Raw genomic sequence first — 16,510 nt, 5'->3', positions numbered from 1 at the left:
AGACCGGAGGCCGGCGGCACCGACCGCCGCCGGCCTCCGGGGCTCATCACATGCCGTCGCCGGACCACTCGCCACGGGAGCGGGACCGGACCGGCAGGGTCGAGATGACCGGCGCGTGGTGGTGCTCGTAGTTCTCGGCGTGGCCACCCCACTTGACCCACTCGTCGGTCGTGTACCAGTTCGTCAGCTCGCCGTCCGACCGGATGATCCAGTCGATGTCGGTCTCGGCGATGAAGTGGCCGTGCTTCACCCCGGCCGGGCGGAAGCAGTAGGTGCCCTCGTCGATGTCGCCGAAGTTGTAGGCCATCTTCCCGCCGAGCGTGTAGAACTCCTCGTAACACGGGTGGTGGGCCAGGCGGTGGTCGGTCCAGCCCTTCCTGGCCCGGATCAGCCGGGTGTAGAAGCCGGTCTTCGGGTCGCGGTGCAGCAGCTTGATGTAGAGCGGGGTGAGCGGCCCGACCGACTGCGCCTCGGTCCACTCCATCCGGTTCGCGTCGATCACGCTCACCCCCTCGCCCGACTCCGGCGCCGCCTTCGCGGACGCCTCGGCCACGTTCGTGTACGGGTCGAAGCCGCAATCGCCGTACTCGCGCCAGTGCAGGATGCGCGCGCCCTCCCGGAACCTCACCCAGTCCATCGCCGTGCCCCTGGGCACCTGGACGTAGCCGCCCGGCCCGAGCTCCTGGCCGCCGTAGATCATCGTGCCCTCGACCACGTAGAACTCGGTGTCGGCATGGGCGATGCCGGCGCTGCGGCCCCAGTCACCGATGGCGTGCAGCGACAGCGAGGAGGAGCCGTCCTCCTCGTCGGTGGACAGCCGCCGCTCCAGGATCTTGCCCTCGCCGGACGGCAGCTCGCCGGTGTGGAAGATGTAGTCGTCCTCGTGGATGAGTTCCACGTGTGCCCTCACGGCGTACTCCTCAGCTCGCGTTTCAACACCTTGCCGGCGGCGTTGCGGGGCAGCGCCGCGATGACCTTGAACTCCTTCGGCACCTTGTAACCGGCCAGCCGGGCCCGCAGATGGGCGTCGAGCACGGCCGCCTCGACCGGCTGCCGGCAGACCAGGTAGGCCACCACCCGCTCGCCCCACCGGTCGTCGGGCTCGCCCACCACCGCGGCCTCGGCGACCGCGCCGTGGGTGAGCAGGACCTCCTCGACGTCGCGGGGATAGACGTTGACCCCGCCCGTGATGATCACGTCTTTCACCCGGTCGACGATGGAGATGAAGCCCTCGTCGTCGGCGATCACGATGTCGCCGGAGGTCAGGAACCCGTCGCCGGTGATGCAGGCGGCGGTCGCCGTCGGGTTGTCGTGGTAGCCGTTCATCAGATAGGGCGAGCGGCTGAACAGCTCGCCGGGCTCGCCGGCCGCGACCGGCTGCCCGCCGGGGCCGACGATCCGGACCTGGGTGGCGAACCACGGGTGGCCGACCGTGCCGGCCTTGCGGCGGGCGTCCGGCGGGCGCAGGTTGGTTACCACGCCGGCCTCGGTCGAGCCGTAGAGCTCGTGCACCCCGGCCCCCGGGAACGCCTCGAACACCCACTCCTTGAGCACCTTGGGCAGGGCGGCGGCGTTGAAGTAGAGAGTGTCGAGCGAGGGCAGCTCCGGCACTTTCTCGACGGCGGCCCGGATCAGCTGGGCGTGCGTCGGGACGAGGAAGACCGACTGGGCCCGCTCCCGCTGGATCAGGTCCAGCAACCCCTGCGGGTCGAACGAGCGCAGCATGCTCACCGTGGCGCCGCAGTAGACGGCCGCGTAGGCGAACGCGAAGCCGGCCCCGTGGTACATCGGCGCGACCGCGATCGTGCGCCGGCCCGGGCCGAGACCCCACTCGAGGGCGGTGGCGTAGAAGGTCAGGCAGCGCGACCGGTGCGAGATCAGCACGCCCTTGGGGTCGCCGGTGGTGCCGGCCGTGTAGGTGATGCAGAACGGATCACGCTCGTCGACCGCGACCCAGGGATCGGTGGCCGGCGCGGTGGCGAGCCACGTTTCGTAGGACGGGCCCAGCGAACTGCCGCCGATGCAGATCACCGGACCCGGGAAGTGCGGCACCGATCCGGCGAGGGCGTCGTCGGTGATCAGCACACAGGCACCCGAGTGCCGCAGGATGAAGTCGACCTCGGGCGCGGTCAGCCGCGGGTTGACCGGGACCAGGACCAGGCCGGCCTTGGCGACACCGGCCGCGATCTCCGGATATTCGAGGCGGTTGCCGCAGAGCAGCGCGACCCGGTCACCGGTGGCCAGCCCTTGCTGGAGCAGCGCGGAGGCCAGGCGGGACGAGCGCTCGTCAAGGGCGGCGAAGGTCAGCGAGCGGTCGCCGTCGCGCACCGCGACGATGCCCGGGGTGGCCCGGCCGAACTCCCGGATGCCACCCGCGATCGTCAGATCAGCTCCACCGGACCGCAACATGCGAGAATGGAAACACCGTTTCCATTCCGGCGCAAGGCCTGCCCGTCAGGAGAGATTGCCGGGATAATCGCCCGCCCGGCCGAGCTGAGCAGGCACCGAAGTCAAGCCCAACTCCGCTCCGATCCACGTGCCCGTCTCCGCAGCCTGCTGCACCGCGACCCCGGTGGCCAGGCCCGAACGGTTGAGCAGGTAGGCCAGATCCTCGGTGGCGATGTTGCCGGTGGCGGCCGGCGCGAACGGGCAGCCGCCGATCCCGCCGAGGCTGGCGTCGAGCGCCCCGAAACCCAATCGGGCGGCGGTGATCGCGTTCGCATACCCGGTGTTGCGGGTGTTGTGGAAATGCGCCCGCAGCGGCACGCCGGGGGCGGCCTCGCGGACGCCGGCGGCAAGCTCCTCGACCTGCACGGGGACGCCCACCCCGATCGTGTCGGCCAGGCACAGCTCGCCGAGCGGCCCGGCCGCCGCCACGATGCCGCGGACCCGATCGGGCTTGACCTCGCCGGTGAACGGGCAGCCGAAGGCGGCCGCCACGGTGAGCGTCACGCCGAGCCCGGCCTCCCGGGCCTTCTCGGCGACGGCCCGGAAGCCGTCCAGCGAGGTCATCGTGTCCATGCCCTGGTTGCGCCGGGCGAACTCGTCGCTCGCCACCACCACGTAGTTGATCTCATGCGGCCGGGCCGCCGGATCGAGGGCCAGGACGCGGTCGAGGCCGCGCCCGTTGAGGACCAGGGCGATGTAACGCACCCCGTCGACCCGCGGCACCCGGCGCAGCACCTCCTCGGCGTCGGCCATCTGCGGCACCCGGTCCGGCCGGGCGAACGCGGCCACCTCGATCCGGCGCAGGCCGGCGAACAGGGCCCGGGTCACGTATTCCACCTTCGTCCCGGTGGGCAGGACCCGCTTCTCGTTCTGTAGACCGTCACGCGGCCCGACCTCTACGATTTCCATCCACACACCCTCTCGTTCCGACTGGCGAAACACCGTTTCCCTTCGCTAGGGTAACCGGGTGACGGCAGCTCTGAGTGACATCCGGGTCATCGAAACCGGCACCCTTCTCGCCGGCCCGTTCTGCGGGCAGCTCCTCGGCGACTTCGGCGCCGAGGTGATCAAGCTGGAGGACCCGGGCAAGGGCGACCCGATGCGGCAGTGGGGGCGGGAGAAACCGCACGGCCAATCGTTGTGGTGGCCGGTCGTCGCGCGCAACAAGAAGTCGGTCACCTGCAACCTGCGCACCGCCGAGGGCCAGGATCTGGTCCGCCGCCTGGTGGCGAAGTCCGACGTGCTGCTGGAAAACTTCCGGCCCGGCACCCTGGAGAAGTGGGGCCTGTCCTACGAAGCGCTGTCCGAGATCAACCCGCGGCTCGTCCTGGTCCGGGTCACCGGCTACGGGCAGACCGGGCCCTACTCACCGCGGGCCGGGTTCGGCTCGATCGGCGAGGCGATGGGCGGCCTGCGCTACGTGACCGGCGAGCCCGACCGGCAGCCGTCCCGCAGCGGCATCTCGATCGGCGACTCGCTCGCCGCGACGTATGCGGCGTATGGCACGCTCGCCGCCCTGCACGCCCGCGAGCGCACCGGCCACGGCCAGGTCGTCGACTCGGCCATCTACGAAGCGGTGATGGCGATGATGGAGTCGCTGATCCCGGAGTGGGCGGTCGCCGGTTATCGCCGCGAGCGCACCGGGGCGATCCTGCCCAACGTGGCGCCCAGCAACGGCTACCCGACCGCCGACGGCGCCGACGTGCTGATCGCCGCCAACCAGGACACGGTGTTCCGCCGCCTCGCCGAGGCGATGGGCCGCCCGTCGCTCGCCGACGACCCGCGCTACGCCACTCACGGTTCCCGCGGCGAGCACCAGACCGAGCTCGACGAGATCGTCGCCGCCTGGACGGTCACGCTGCCCGCGGCCGAGCTGCTCGAGCTGCTGCACGCGGCCGGGGTGCCGGCCGGCGGCATCTACACCGCCGAGGACATCCTGGCCGACCCGCACGTGCGGGCCCGCGAGGCGGTCGTCACGGTCGACCACCCGGAGCTCGGCCCGCTGCCGATGCAGAACGTCGCACCCCGCCTGTCGGCGACGCCGGGCGCGGTGAAATGGGCGGGCCCGGCGCTCGGTGCGAGCAACGACGAGGTGTACGGCGAGCTGCTCGGCCTGTCCACCGCGGAACAGAAGGCCCTCCACGATCGGGGGGTGATCTGAGAGTGTCCGATCTGGATCGCGACTATGCGACGGCCGGGTTCGCGCGGCGACTCGGCTGGGGTTGGCGCCCGGCGGTGCTCCTGGTCGACCCCGCCTCGGCGTACACCGCAGAGGGTTCGCCGTTGTATTTGAAGTCCGGCGCGGCAGCGGCGGCAGCCATGCACGAGCTGGCGGCAACCGCGCGGGAGCACGGCGTCCCGGTGGTCTGGACCAGCGTGCGCTACGCCGACGAGTCGTGCTCCGAGGCGCCGCTGTTCGCCGCCAAGGTGCCGGCCCTCAAGGTCTTCGCGGCCGGCAACCCGCTCGGCGACTTCACCGCGCCGCTCGCCCCCGCGCCCGGCGAGCTGGTCGTGGTGAAGCACTACGCGAGCGCGTTCGCCGGCACCTCGCTCGCCGCCTGGCTCGCCTCGCACCGCATCGACACCCTGGTCATCGGCGGCTATTCGACGAGCGGTTGCGTGCGGGCCTCGGCGCTGGACGCACTGCAGCACGGCTTCCGCCCGATCGTGGTGCGCGAGGCCTGCGCCGACCGCGAGGGCGGCCCGCACGAGCACAACCTGTTCGACCTGAACGCCAAATACGCCGACGTGATCGGCCTCGACGAGGCCCGTGCCTCCCTTCAAGGGTGAAGGGAGGCACGCGTTGCCATCAGCTGAGCGTCGTGATGGTGCCGGCCGTCAGCAGGCCCTGGTAATAGGTGCCGCCCGGGTAGTAGGTGGCGGTCGTGCTGCCGGCCACCGCGTCGGTCGCCCAGTTCACCGCGAAGGTCTGCAGCGCGGTCACGTTGGCCGCCTTCGACGAGCCGCCGAGCAGCGTGCACAGGAAGTTGGTGCTGGAACCCTCGGCGTCACAGTGCGAGCCGGTGGTCAGCCGCACCCCCAGGAACGGCCGGTCGACGTCCTTGAGCAGCTCGGTCGTCCCGCTCGCCTGGTCGTTGGCGGTGTAGGGCGGGGACGAGATCGCGTAGATCGGCGTGCTGGTGGTGGCCAGCCCGGCCAGGCCGGTCGCCATGTTGGTGCCCTTCGGCGAGAGGACCGGGTCGAGCAGCTGCACGAGCTTCAGGTTCGCGAACGCGGCCGGCCAGGTCGTCCGCAGCCGGTTCGCGATGTAGCTGACCGCGTCGCCACCGGCCGAGTGCCCGGCGATGACGTATGTGGCCGGCATCGCCTGCCCGGTGCGCCCGGCCAGACCGGCGGCGGTGGTGTAGCTCCTGGCGAGGCTGCTCGTCGCGACGGTCGCCTCGCCGATCAGCGCGGCCACGTTGTTGAGGAACGTCGTGTTGTCGCCGGTGTTGTTGACCGCGCAGTTGTTCGAGGCCGTCGACGACGGCAGGGTCGGCACGAAGACCAGGAAGCCGGCGTCCGCGTACTTACCGGCCAGCGCCTCCATGTTGGCGTTCGACCGGGAGAAGCCGTGCTGCAGGTAGACGAGCGCCTTCGGGGTCGCGGTCGACGGGAAATACCAGTTCGCGGCCTGGCTCAGCGTCGACGACGAGGAGCAGGCGATGCTCACCGTGGTGCTGGCCTTGGTCCAGGTGGCTGCCGCGTTGCCGGCCGTGGGGGTGGCGACCAGCGCGACGGAGGACAGGAGCAGGGTGGAAAGGATACGGCGCAGTGACACGAGACCCTCCAAAGGTCATCTGTAACACTCTCCGAAACGGTGTTTCCATTCAGGAGGATCGATGGCCTCGTGTCAAGGCGCCGTTCCCATTAATCGATGTTTACTGATTCCTTCGGGGCCGGCGTGGTGGGCGTGGGGCCCGATCCGCCGCGCACCGGACGGGCCGGCCACCAGAACCGCTCCCCCATCAGCAGCGCCAGCGCCGGCACCACCACGGTCCGCACCAACAGGGTGTCGACGAGCACGCCGACCCCGACCACCACCCCGATCTGGGTGAGCACGATGACCGGCAGCACGCCGAGGACGGCGAACACCGCGGCGAGCAGGATGCCGGCCGAGGTGATCACGCCACCGGTGGCGGCCAGCCCGCGCAGCATCCCGGCCCGGGTGCCGCCCCGCTCGATCGCCTCGTCCCGGGCCCGGGTGACCAGGAAGATGTTGTAGTCGACGCCGAGCGCCACCAGGAACAGGAAACTCAGCAGCGGCACGCTCGTATCCAGCGCCGGCATGTCGAAGCCGTAGGTGAGCAGCATGGTCGCCGCGCCCAGGCTGGCCGCATAGCTGATCACCACGGTGACCAGCAGCAGGAGCGGCGCCGCGAGGGAGCGCAGCAGCGCGAGCAGGACGAGCAGCACCACTGCCAGGATCAGCGGCACCACCACCCGGTCATCGCGCAGGTTCGCCGCACGCTTGTCCAGATCGGCGGCGGGAGCACCACCGACCTCCGCGGCCGGCAGGGCGTCGCGGAGCCGCTTGACCGTGCGATCGGCGGCCGGCGTCCCGGAATCGTCGGTGAGCTGCACCGCGAACTGGGTCAGCGCGCCGTCGACCGACTTCTCGCCGGGCAGCACCGCGGCGACGCCGTCGACCGCCCGCAGCGTGCCGAGCGCCTGGTCGGCCTGCGGAGTTTCGACGATCACCTGCGCGGGCTGGGCGGCGCCGGCCGGGAAGTGCCGGGCCAGGGCCTCCTGCGCGACGATCGACTCGACCTTGGTGCGGAACTGCTCGGTCTGCGACAGCCCGACATCCATCTTGAGCAGGCCGGCCGAGAAGATCACCAGCACGCCGAGGGCGACCGCGAGGACGGCACCGGGCCGCTTGCCCACGCCGTGCGCCACCCGCGACCACCAGCCGGTCTCGGTCGGGTCGGCGCTGCCGACCGCCGGCACCTTCGGCCAGAACACGCCGCGCGGCAGCGCCACCACCGCGGCCGGCAGCACGAACAGCCCGAACAGCAGCGCGACGAGCACGCCGACGGCGGCCGAGACACCCAGCGTCCGGTTCGAGGTGAGCACCGCGGCGAGCAGGGTGAGCAGAGCAAGGACGACGGTGCCGGCGCTGGCCGTGATCGCCGGGGCGGCGGCCCGCCACGCCCTGGTCATCGCCTCGCGCCGGGACTCGGTGCGGCGCAACTCCTCCCGGTAACGGGAGATCAGCAACAGTGCGTAGTCGGTGCCGGCCCCGAAGACCAGCACCGAGACGATGCCGGAGACCGAGGCGTCGGTGCGCTCCCCCACGATCCGGGCGACCCATGGCAGCAGCTTCGCGACGACCTGGTCGGCGAGGCCGATCACGGTGAGCGGGACGATCCACAGGATCGGGCTGCGGTAGGTGATCAGCAGCAGCACGGCCACCACCGCGGCGGTGGCGATCAGCAGCGTCACGTCGGCGCCCTCGAACGCGGCCGAGATGTCCCGGCCGATCGCGGCACCACCGGTGACCTGCACGGTCAGGCCGGCGGGCAGGGCGGTGCCGTGCAGCTCGGCCCGCATCCGATCGACCACGGCGTGCTGCGCGTCGGAGTCGAGCCCGTCGGCCAGCTGCACGACGATGAGGGCGGCCTGCTTGTCCGCCGAGGTGACCGCCTTGCCGACGGTGCCGAGACCGCCGAGCCGCCCGGTGGTCGCGGTCAGATCGGCGTCGGTGAGCGCACCGTCCGTTCGCTCGAGGACGACGACGGCGCTCTGCGATCGACCGCTCTCGAAGCGGCCGGCCAGCTCGGTGACCCGGGTGGACTGGGCACCGGAGGGCAGACCGTCGGCCGGACCCTTGGCCGGCTGCTCCGGCGAGAACGCGAAAACCAGGCCGGAGAGCACGACGGTGAGGAACAGGACGGTGAGGACCCCGAGGCGGGTGGTGAGCCAGGCGACCGTACGCTTGGGCATGGGAAAGATCCTCAACATTTCGATGACTGAACTTTTCGGTCATGGAAACGATAGGATGACGGCCGTGCCCACGCAACCTGAACCGCAACGCCACGCCGTGATGGGTGACCTGATCGACGCGCTGCGCAACTTCACCGTCGAGAGCGACGTCTTCGTCGACGGTTTCGCCCGCGCGCACAACATGGGCCGCAGCGACATGAACGCGATCATGTGGATCAGCCAGGGCACCTCGACCGGCGACCCGGTCACGGTCGGTGAGCTGGCCCAGCGGCTACGGCTCAGCCCCGCGGCGGCCACCGCCCTGGTCGACCGCCTGGAGAATGTCGGCCACGTGCGTCGCTACCGCGACCCGAACGACCGCCGCCGGGTCACGGTGCAGATGAACGACACCGCGATGAAGGTCGCCTCGGCATTCTTCGTCCCGCTGGGCGTCCTCATGCACGAGGCGGCCGCGGAGTTCACCGACGAGGAGCTGGCCCGTACCGCCGAGATCGTCCGCCGCATGTCCGGCGCGGTGACCGAGGCCGGCCGCAAACCCTAAGCTTCGAAGACCAGCAGGGTGCTCGTCTCATTCTGCGGCCCGTCACCGAGAGTGGGCAGCGCCGCGTCGACCTCTCGCCACTCCGGCACGGCTCGGAACCACCAGACGTCCGGCATCAGGTCGGCGAAGTTGACCTGCACGAACAGCTTGCCGCCCGGCTTCACGACCCGCCGCAACTCCCGGGCCGCGGCCGCGCGGTCGGCCACGTGATGCCAGACGAAGAACAACAGGGCGGCGTCGCACGACGCCGCCGGCAACGGAATGCCTTCGGCCGATCCGGCCACATAGGTCACGGCAGGATGTCCGGCGCGGGCAATTGCTTGGGTACGCATCCGAGCGGACGGTTCGACCCCGAAGGCCGGCCCGCCGAAGGCCGTTGCGAGCGAAGGCGTCATCCGACCGGAGCCCGACCCCAGGTCGAGCCAGGTCAGCGGCCGGGGCGACGGAAGGTGCCGGGCGAACGCCGCCATCCACGTCCGCGTCGCCTCAGCCGACATCCGCCGCCCGGCGTCGTAGACGGCATGCAGCCGTACGTCGTAGTCGACCTTCTCCACGCCGCCTCCACGGTGCTCAGTCGCTGAGCGGGATGAGCATCGGTGCCGGCCGATGATAGGTGCCCGCATGCCCCGCTGTCCGTCCCGTCGATCGCCTAGAAATAGCCCTCGCGCTTGCGGTCCTCCATGGCCGCCTCGGACACCCGGTCGTCACCGCGGGTCGCTCCCCGCTCGGTCACCCGGGTCGCGGCCACCTCGTCGATCACCTTCTCCACGGTGTCCGCATCGGACAGGACGGCCGCGGTCTGCGAGGCGTCGCCGACCGTGCGGTAGCGGACCCGGCGCACCGACGACGTCTCGCCGTCGCGCACCCGGATGAACTCGTTGACGGCGTAGAACATCCCGTCCCGCTCGACGACCTCGCGGTCGTGCGCGTAGTAGATGCTCGGCAGCGGGATGTCCTCCCGCGCGATGTAGTGCCACACGTCGAGCTCGGTCCAGTTCGACAACGGGAACACCCGGATCGACTCACCCGGGTGATGCTTACCGTTGTAGAGCCCCCAGAGCTCCGGGCGCTGGTTCTTCGGATCCCACTGACCGAACTCGTCGCGGAACGAGAACATCCGCTCCTTCGCCCGCGCCTTCTCCTCATCCCGCCGCGCCCCGCCGAACAGCGCGTCGAACCGGTACTTCTCCACCGCCGCCAGCAGCACCGGCGTCTGGATCCGGTTACGCGTCCCGTCCGGCAACTCGCGCACCAGACCGGCGTCGATCGCCTCCTGCACACTCGCCACAACCAGGCTCAATCCCAGTTCGGTCACGCGCGCGTCGCGATATTCCAGAACCTCCGGGAAATTGTGCCCGGTGTCCACATGCATCACCGGAAACGGCACCCGGGCCGGGGCGAATGCCTTCTGCGCCAGCCGCAGCATGACGATCGAGTCCTTGCCGCCGGAGAACAGCATCACCGGGCGCTCGAACTCGGCCATGACCTCGCGCAACACGAAGATGCTCTCGGCCTCCAGAGCGTCCAGATGCGAGACGCGGTACAGGTGGGGCTGGGTCATCGAACCTCCCGGCATCATTTCCTACGGTTCGTTAAGCGTATTGATTGTTGACGATTTGAACAATCATCGGGAGGTGATGACCGATCCGATATGAGGTCAGACTGATCAACCACAGGTCATTCATAGACTTCAATGTTCTGCTCTCCCTCGTCCCCCAGGGGCGGTCACCCGGGTGGCCGTCCGGCAGCACGGAGAGCAGGAGGAAAGGTTCATGCCTCAAGTACCGGAGCAGGACAACGACGCGTACGTGCGCGAGGTCCACGACAAGGGCCTGGCATTCGACCTCGGCACCATGTCACGGCGGCGGATGCTCGGCGTCCTCGGCGGCGCGGGGGCGCTCGCCGTGGGCGCCGGCGCGCTGCTCGGCTCGAGCGGCCAGGCCGAGGCCGCGGCGGCGGCCTGCCTCGCCGAGGTCGAGTCGGAGACCGCCGGCCCGTTCCCCGCCGACGGCTCCAACGGGCCCGACGTACGCGTGCTCAACGGCATCGTGCGCAGCGACATCCGCTCGTCGTTCGGCACCTCCACCACCGTCGCGACCGGCGTCCTGCTGCAGTTCTCGCTCACCATCAACAACCTGGCCTGCGCTCCGCTGGCCGGGGCGGCGGTCTACGCCTGGCACTGCGACAAGCTCGGCCGCTACTCGCTCTACTCGTCCGGCGCGACCACCCAGAACTACCTGCGCGGGATCCAGGTGGCCGACGCCACCGGCAAGGTCACCTTCACCACCATCTACCCCGCCGCCTACACCGGCCGGTGGCCGCACATCCACTTCGAGGTCTACTCGTCGCTGTCCGACGCGACCAGCGGCGCCGGGCCGATCCGTAAGACCTCGCAGATCGCGCTCCCGGAGGCCGAGTCGAAGCTGGTCTACGCCAGCAGCTACGGCTACACCGGCAGCACCGCCAACATGCGCCGGACCAGCCTGTCCAGCGACATGGTGTTCGGTGACGACCTGGCCGCGCGGGAGATGGCCACGCTGACCGGCAGTGTCGCGGCCGGCTACGTCGCGAACCTGACCATCACGGTCAACCCGAGCAGCACCGCATTGAGTGGTGGGCAGCGCCTGTCCGCCTGACCGGATCAGTCCCGCCCGGAAGACCCTCCCAGGTCCGGGCGGGACGCCCCGGTCGCCCCGATGGTCGCCACCATCTCGTCCAGCCGGGCGAGCGGGTCGGTCAACGCGCCGAGCAGATAGTCGTCGTACCAGATGCGGAACGCTGCCACGGCGTACGCAATGAGGAGTCGTTGTCGCCAGCCGGGCTCGCCGCTCCCGGCGTGCCGTGCCGCCAGCGCCGCGGAAAGGTCCTGCTCCTGCTCGGGCTGCACGCCCAGGTGGATGGCGCTCAGGTGGCTCGACTGCCGGATGACCGTGCGCAGCGCGCTGAGCCACTGGGTGTGCGCGACGACGAAGACGCCCAGCTCGTGCATGGCGCCGCGGAGCACCGCCACGTCGGACAGCTCGGGGTTCGCCGCGTCGACGTGCTCGGCGACCACCCTGCCCATGTAGCGCACCGGCTCGGCGATCACGTCGTCCTTGCCGGCGAAATAGCGGTGGAAGGTGCGCGGCGCGATCTCGGCGGCGGCGCAGATGTCGGCGACGGTGACGTTGTCGTAGCCGCGCTCGATGAACAGCCGCCAGGCGGTCTCGGCGGTCAGCACCCGGTTGCGCTCGCGCTTGAGGTCTCTCAGCCCGGAGATGTGCCCGCCCTCCTCTTGTGACGCCGGTCTCAAGCGGCGGCTTCGTTTCCCAATCGGCAACTTTTCCGTGGCAGTCTCTGCCTCGTGGCACATTCTGCCACGAAGCCTGCCGCCTAGGAGCCGACATGTCGCAAGCCGTCGCAGAGGACGCGCCGCCCGGGAAAACCACCGACGGCGGCAAGCAGTGGACCAGCCGCCAGGTGGTCATCCTGCTCGTCATCGGCGTCGGCGCGCTCATGGTCTCACTGACCCAGTCGCTGCTGGTCCCGGTCATGGGCGAGCTCGCCGTCGACCTCAACACCGGCAGCGACGGCATCGCCTGGCTGCTCACCTCGACGCTGCTGGTCGGCGCGGTCGCGGTGCCCGCCTTCGGCCGGCTCGGTGACCTCTACGGCACCCGCAAGATGGTGCTCGTCGCACTCGGCGCGCTGGTCGCGGGCTCGCTGATCTGCGCGCTCTCGGACAGCCTCACCTGGATGATCGTCGGCCGCTCGGTGGTCGGCCTGTCGGTGGCCACCGTCCCGCTGAGCATCAGCCTGATCGGCGTCACCCTGCCCCGGAAGCACGCGGGCTCCGGCATCGCCGTGATCAGCGCCATGCTCGGCGTCGGCGGCGCGCTCGGCCTGCCGCTGGCCGGCGTCATCGCCGAGTACGCCGACTACCACGTGCTGTTCTGGATCTGCGTGGCCGGCGGCATCCTCGCCATCCCCGGCATCGTGCTGCTGGTGCCGGAACCGGCCCGCTCGGCCAAGGGCCGGATGGACCTGATCGGCACCGCGCTGCTCGGCGGCGGCATCCTCAGCCTGCTCCTGCCGCTGGCTCAGGGCGACTCGTGGGGCTGGACCGACCCGCTGACCCTCACCCTGTTCGCCGCCGCCGTGGTGCTGCTGGTCGTCTTCGTGGTGTTCGAGCTGCGGATCACGTCGCCGCTGGTGGACGTGCGCACCACCGCCCGGCCGGCCCTGCTGCTGACCAACATCGCGTCGCTGTTCGTCGGCTTCGCCCTCTTCGCCACCCTGATCGGCACCGCCACCTACGTGCAGGCGCCGGCCGCCACCGGGTACGGCTTCGGCAAATCCATCCTGGTCGGCGGCCTGTGCATGCTGCCCGGCGGCATCATCATGCTTCTCCTCTCCCCGGTATCCGCCCGGCTCAAGCCGCGCATCGCGCTGATGATCGGCTCGCTGATCATCGCGGTCGGCTTCCTGTCCCGGATCTGGCTCACCGGCAGCCTGTGGCAGGTCATCCTCGGCGCCACCATCGCGGGCGCCGGCACCGGCATCGCGTACGCCGCCATGCCCGGCCTGATCATGCACGCCGCCCCGCGCTCCGAGCTGGCCGCCGCGAACGGCCTGAACGCCCTGTTCCGCAGCGTCGGCAGCTCGCTCGCCAGCGCCCTCGGCGGCGCTATCCTGGCCGCCAAGACGATGGACCTCGGCGGGCACGCGCTGCCGTCGCTGGGCGCCTACCAGCTGCTGTTCGCCCTGTGCGCGGGCGCCGCGATCCTGGCCGCCCTGCTCGCCGCGATCATCCCCACCCACTCGGCGACCGCCGACGCCGCACTCCCGGAGGACTGAACGATGAAATCGGTGATCACCGGCGCGGTCGGCCAGGTCGAGATCGTCGAGGTGCCACGGCCGGTGCCGGGGCCGGCGGATGCGCTGGTCCGGGTCCGGGCCTGCGGGATCTGCGGCACCGACGGGATGTTCCTGCATATGGGCGGGATCCCGTTCGGGCCGGGCGGGTCGATGGTTCCGGTGGCGCTCGGGCACGAGCCGGCCGGCGAGATCGTCGAGGTCGGGGCCGAGGTCGACGGCCTGCGGGTGGGCGACCGGGTGGTGGTCAACCCGCAGGGCGCACCGTCCGGGATCATCGGCTGCGGCGGCACGCTCGGCGGCATGTCCGAATACCTGCTGATCGAGAACGCGGTGGTCGGCCACAGCGTCGCCGTCTTCCCGGACACCGTGCCGTTCGACGTGGCGGCGCTCAACGAGCCGATGGCGGTGGCCCGGCACTGCGTCAACCGCAGCGAGGCGCGCCCGGAGGACAAGGTCGTGGTGTTCGGGGCCGGCCCGATCGGCCTGGGCGCCGCGATCTGGCTGAAGCTTCGGGGTGTACGCCACGTGGTGGTCGTCGACCTCATCCCCGAACGCCTGGCCACCGCTCTGGCCGTCGGCGCCGACGCGGTGATCGACTCGTCCCGGGAGGATGTGGTCGCCCGCCTCACCGAGCTGCACGGCCCGGCCGCCAACGCGCTCGGCCAGCCCCGCCCCGGCACCGACATCTTCATCGACGCGGCCGGTGCCGCCGCCGTGTTCACCACGGTGACCGCGGCCGCGAAGTGGAAGGCGAAGCTGGTCATGGTGGCCGTGCAGAAGAAGTCGCCGGACATCGACCTGGGCGCGATGCTGCGCAGCGAGCTGACCCTGATCGCGTCCCAGGGCTACCCGACCGAGATCTTCGAGGTGACCCCGGAGCTGGCCACCCACCAGGACCGTTTCGCCCGCCTGATCAGCCACCGCGTCCCGTTCGCCGAGGCACCCCGGGCGTTCGAGCTGGCCCTGACCCCGGGCGCGGCCGAAAAGGTGATCGTGACGTTCCCGAACGGGTGAAGGTGACGATCGAACCACCGGTTCTGGACCAACGGGCTATCGCTCCGGTAGCCAAAAACCGGCAGGGTGTCCGGATGGCTCGCTTCCGTCCCGTACCCGTAATTCTTGGTCTTGCTGTTGTTGCCGCCCTGATGGGTGGCTGTTCCGGGGACGATGACAAGTCGGCCGCGAAGACCGCGGTGATAGTGGATCCGACGCTGGAGGCGGCGCCGGCCGACTCGGCCGCCCCGAGCCTGGTCCCGGCGTCGCCCAAGCCCAAGCCGACCAAGGGCAGCCCGCAGCCGAACACGACATGGACGCCGACCAGCAAGCCGTCCAAGGTGAAGCCGGCTCCGGTGCCGACCACGGTGAAGCCGGGTGCGGTGCAGAAGAAGGTCACGGCGGGGGCGTTCTGTTCGCCGGAAGGGGCGACCGGCAAGACCAAGGCGGGCGAGAAGCTGACCTGCAAGGTCGTTCAGGGGGACGAGCGGGCGCGCTGGCGAGCGTGACGCAGGGCCGGGATCGCCGCCAGCAGGGTGCAGACGCAGAGGGCGGCGGCGCTCAGGCCCAGTGACCAGTGCACGCCGACGACCGCGCCGAACAGGCCGACGGTGATGCCGCTGCCGAACCGCAGGCCGCTGGCCGAGACGCCGTAGACGCCGATCACCCGGCCGCGGTCGGCCGGCGGGGCGAGCAGCTGCACCACGGTCTGGCCGACCGACATCGCGGCCAGGCTCGCCACCCCACCGATGACCAGCAACGACAGGGCTATCAGGTAGTTGCCGGACATCGCGAAGAAGAGCGTGCTCAGCCCGTACACCAAGGTGCTTGCCACCGCTGAGCCGACGGTGGGCGGAATCCAGCCGGTGGCCTCCAGGAGGAGGCCGCCGAGGACGCCGCCGGCGCCGTTCGCGAAAAGCAGGATGCCGTACGCCGTGCCGGCGCTGCCGGCGCCGAGGTCCTGGGCGAAGATCGGCATGGCCGACTGCATCGAGGCACCGACGAAGAACGACCCCAGCCCACCCAGAATGATCATGCTAACCAGGGTTTTGTCGGCGCGGATGGTGCGCAGCACGCGCAGCGAGTCGAGCAGGCCGACCCGCTCGTGCTTGACGATGCCGCCGTCGCGGGTGTGCCCGGTGAAGCGGGTGCGGAACAGGAAGATGGTCAGCGGCAGGTAGAACGCGATGTTGACGAAGATGCCGGCGGTCGGCCCGAGCCCGAGCAGCAGCGCCGACCCGATCACCGGGCCGAAGAGAACACCAAGACTTCGGAAGGTCGCATTGAGGCGTACGGCGCTGGGCAGCTCCGCATCGCCCACGAAATCGTGCAGCATCAGCTGCTCGCCCGGCCCCCACAACGAGCCGGCGAGGCCGTGCAGCACCAGCAGCACGCAGGCGTGCCAGATCTGCAGGCCGCCGGTCAGCAGCAGCACCCCCCACAGCGCCGAGACCAGCATGAACAGCGCCTGCGCGGCCTGGATGACCCGGCGGCAGTCGAACCGGTCGGCGAGCCCACCGAAATAGACGCTGAAGAGCAGGAACGGCACCCAGTGGCTGATCACCTCGAAGCCGGCCAGGGCCGGCGAGTGGAACTTCTGCCAGAGCACCCAGTACGTGATGACGTGCTCGATGTTGTCGGCCATCATCGCCAGCGCCGCGCCGAACAGGTAGGGCCGGCAGTCGGGGTTGCGCAGGGCGGCGAACCGCCGGGGGGCCGCGGTGG

At 70.5% G+C, this 16,510-nt stretch carries 16 protein-coding genes; 7 read left to right on the top strand and 9 right to left on the bottom strand.

Annotated elements, in window-relative coordinates; all coding sequences use genetic code 11:
• Positions 1-46: 46 nt before the first annotated feature.
• Genes Adu01nite_RS09975 through Adu01nite_RS09965 form a run of 3 tightly spaced genes read right to left on the bottom strand, consistent with a single transcriptional unit; the run spans position 47 to position 3,357 of the window.
• Positions 47-910, bottom strand: a complete 864-nt coding sequence (locus tag Adu01nite_RS09975; protein WP_203726292.1) for a DUF4437 domain-containing protein — start codon at positions 908-910, stop codon at positions 47-49.
• The gene (locus Adu01nite_RS09970; RefSeq protein ID WP_203726291.1) at positions 907-2,409 is read right to left on the bottom strand and encodes a class I adenylate-forming enzyme family protein; all 1,503 of its coding nucleotides are present in this window, start codon (positions 2,407-2,409) and stop codon (positions 907-909) included. Before Adu01nite_RS09970 ends, Adu01nite_RS09975 begins: the two co-directional genes overlap by 4 nt.
• A 45-nt stretch (positions 2,410-2,454) precedes the next feature.
• Complete coding sequence (locus tag Adu01nite_RS09965) at positions 2,455-3,357, bottom strand: hydroxymethylglutaryl-CoA lyase (RefSeq protein WP_203726290.1); 903 nt, start codon at positions 3,355-3,357, stop codon at positions 2,455-2,457.
• Between the two features lie 58 nt (positions 3,358-3,415).
• Between Adu01nite_RS09965 and Adu01nite_RS09960 the strand changes: the two genes are divergently transcribed.
• The gene (locus Adu01nite_RS09960; protein ID WP_203726289.1) at positions 3,416-4,609 is read left to right on the top strand and encodes a CaiB/BaiF CoA transferase family protein; all 1,194 of its coding nucleotides are present in this window, start codon (positions 3,416-3,418) and stop codon (positions 4,607-4,609) included.
• 2 nt (positions 4,610-4,611) lie between these two features.
• Positions 4,612-5,238: an isochorismatase family protein gene (locus Adu01nite_RS09955; RefSeq protein WP_203726288.1), complete on the top strand. Its 627-nt coding sequence runs from the start codon at positions 4,612-4,614 to the stop codon at positions 5,236-5,238.
• Positions 5,239-5,257: 19 nt separating this feature from the next.
• Here Adu01nite_RS09955 and Adu01nite_RS09950 read toward each other — a convergent pair whose 3' ends face one another.
• Both Adu01nite_RS09950 and Adu01nite_RS09945 read right to left on the bottom strand, forming a co-directional pair.
• Positions 5,258-6,229 carry an alpha/beta hydrolase gene (locus tag Adu01nite_RS09950; RefSeq protein WP_203726287.1) on the bottom strand — a complete coding sequence of 324 codons (972 nt, stop codon included), beginning with the start codon at positions 6,227-6,229 and terminating at the stop codon, positions 5,258-5,260.
• Positions 6,230-6,318: 89 nt separating this feature from the next.
• A complete protein-coding gene (locus Adu01nite_RS09945) occupies positions 6,319-8,394 on the bottom strand; it encodes an MMPL family transporter (protein ID WP_203726286.1) in 2,076 nt (691 codons plus the stop codon).
• A 55-nt stretch (positions 8,395-8,449) separates the two neighbouring features.
• On the opposite strand from Adu01nite_RS09945, the gene Adu01nite_RS09940 reads away from it, so the two are divergent.
• Positions 8,450-8,935: a MarR family winged helix-turn-helix transcriptional regulator gene (locus Adu01nite_RS09940; RefSeq protein WP_203726285.1), complete on the top strand. Its 486-nt coding sequence runs from the start codon at positions 8,450-8,452 to the stop codon at positions 8,933-8,935.
• Here the strand turns inward: Adu01nite_RS09940 and Adu01nite_RS09935 are convergent.
• Both Adu01nite_RS09935 and cysD read right to left on the bottom strand, forming a co-directional pair.
• Entirely contained in the window at positions 8,932-9,489 is a 558-nt protein-coding gene (locus Adu01nite_RS09935) for a class I SAM-dependent methyltransferase (protein WP_203726284.1), read from the bottom strand. The genes Adu01nite_RS09940 and Adu01nite_RS09935 overlap by 4 nt on opposite strands.
• 95 nt (positions 9,490-9,584) lie before the next feature.
• Positions 9,585-10,496 (bottom strand): sulfate adenylyltransferase subunit CysD, encoded by a 912-nt coding sequence (cysD, locus tag Adu01nite_RS09930; RefSeq protein ID WP_203726283.1) that lies wholly within the window; start codon positions 10,494-10,496, stop codon positions 9,585-9,587.
• 211 nt (positions 10,497-10,707) lie between these two features.
• Here cysD and Adu01nite_RS09925 point away from each other — a divergent pair, with 211 nt between their 5' ends.
• Positions 10,708-11,571 carry a dioxygenase family protein gene (locus Adu01nite_RS09925; protein ID WP_203726282.1) on the top strand — a complete coding sequence of 288 codons (864 nt, stop codon included), beginning with the start codon at positions 10,708-10,710 and terminating at the stop codon, positions 11,569-11,571.
• 5 nt (positions 11,572-11,576) lie between these two features.
• Here Adu01nite_RS09925 and Adu01nite_RS09920 read toward each other — a convergent pair whose 3' ends face one another.
• Positions 11,577-12,227, bottom strand: coding sequence for a TetR/AcrR family transcriptional regulator (locus Adu01nite_RS09920; RefSeq protein WP_239132273.1), 651 nt, complete (start codon positions 12,225-12,227; stop codon positions 11,577-11,579).
• Between the two features lie 92 nt (positions 12,228-12,319).
• Between Adu01nite_RS09920 and Adu01nite_RS09915 the strand changes: the two genes are divergently transcribed.
• The 3 genes from Adu01nite_RS09915 to Adu01nite_RS09905 all read left to right on the top strand — a co-directional run bounded on the left by Adu01nite_RS09915 (position 12,320) and on the right by Adu01nite_RS09905 (position 15,294).
• Positions 12,320-13,771 carry an MFS transporter gene (locus Adu01nite_RS09915; RefSeq protein WP_203726281.1) on the top strand — a complete coding sequence of 484 codons (1,452 nt, stop codon included), beginning with the start codon at positions 12,320-12,322 and terminating at the stop codon, positions 13,769-13,771.
• Between the two features lie 3 nt (positions 13,772-13,774).
• A complete protein-coding gene (locus Adu01nite_RS09910; RefSeq protein ID WP_203726280.1) occupies positions 13,775-14,806 on the top strand; it encodes a zinc-dependent alcohol dehydrogenase in 1,032 nt (343 codons plus the stop codon).
• Positions 14,807-14,880: 74 nt separating this feature from the next.
• Positions 14,881-15,294, top strand: coding sequence for a hypothetical protein (locus tag Adu01nite_RS09905; RefSeq protein WP_203726279.1), 414 nt, complete (start codon positions 14,881-14,883; stop codon positions 15,292-15,294).
• Here Adu01nite_RS09905 and Adu01nite_RS09900 read toward each other — a convergent pair.
• Positions 15,261-16,481, bottom strand: coding sequence for an MFS transporter (locus Adu01nite_RS09900; RefSeq protein WP_275414643.1), 1,221 nt, complete (start codon positions 16,479-16,481; stop codon positions 15,261-15,263). The genes Adu01nite_RS09905 and Adu01nite_RS09900 overlap by 34 nt on opposite strands.
• Positions 16,482-16,510: the final 29 nt, after the last annotated feature.

This window comes from Paractinoplanes durhamensis, from assembly GCF_016862175.1.
GTDB classification, from domain to species: Bacteria; Actinomycetota; Actinomycetes; order Mycobacteriales; family Micromonosporaceae; genus Actinoplanes; species Actinoplanes durhamensis.
Note: the sequence above shows the minus strand (reverse complement) of the source record. Positions and strands in the feature narration are given on the sequence as shown.

What these genes read in the sequence shown, in the direction of transcription:
- Adu01nite_RS09915 (WP_203726281.1), top strand. Translation starts at nt 12,320, where the DNA reads ATGTCGCAAGCCGTCGCAGAGGACGCGCCGCCCGGGAAAACCACCGAC.
- Adu01nite_RS09965 (WP_203726290.1), bottom strand. Translation starts at nt 3,357, where the DNA reads ATGGAAATCGTAGAGGTCGGGCCGCGTGACGGTCTACAGAACGAGAAG.
- Adu01nite_RS09905 (WP_203726279.1), top strand. Translation starts at nt 14,881, where the DNA reads ATGGCTCGCTTCCGTCCCGTACCCGTAATTCTTGGTCTTGCTGTTGTT.
- Adu01nite_RS09945 (WP_203726286.1), bottom strand. Translation starts at nt 8,394, where the DNA reads ATGCCCAAGCGTACGGTCGCCTGGCTCACCACCCGCCTCGGGGTCCTC.
- Adu01nite_RS09925 (WP_203726282.1), top strand. Translation starts at nt 10,708, where the DNA reads ATGCCTCAAGTACCGGAGCAGGACAACGACGCGTACGTGCGCGAGGTC.
- Adu01nite_RS09910 (WP_203726280.1), top strand. Translation starts at nt 13,775, where the DNA reads ATGAAATCGGTGATCACCGGCGCGGTCGGCCAGGTCGAGATCGTCGAG.
- Adu01nite_RS09970 (WP_203726291.1), bottom strand. Translation starts at nt 2,409, where the DNA reads ATGTTGCGGTCCGGTGGAGCTGATCTGACGATCGCGGGTGGCATCCGG.
- cysD (WP_203726283.1), bottom strand. Translation starts at nt 10,496, where the DNA reads ATGACCCAGCCCCACCTGTACCGCGTCTCGCATCTGGACGCTCTGGAG.
- Adu01nite_RS09940 (WP_203726285.1), top strand. Translation starts at nt 8,450, where the DNA reads ATGACGGCCGTGCCCACGCAACCTGAACCGCAACGCCACGCCGTGATG.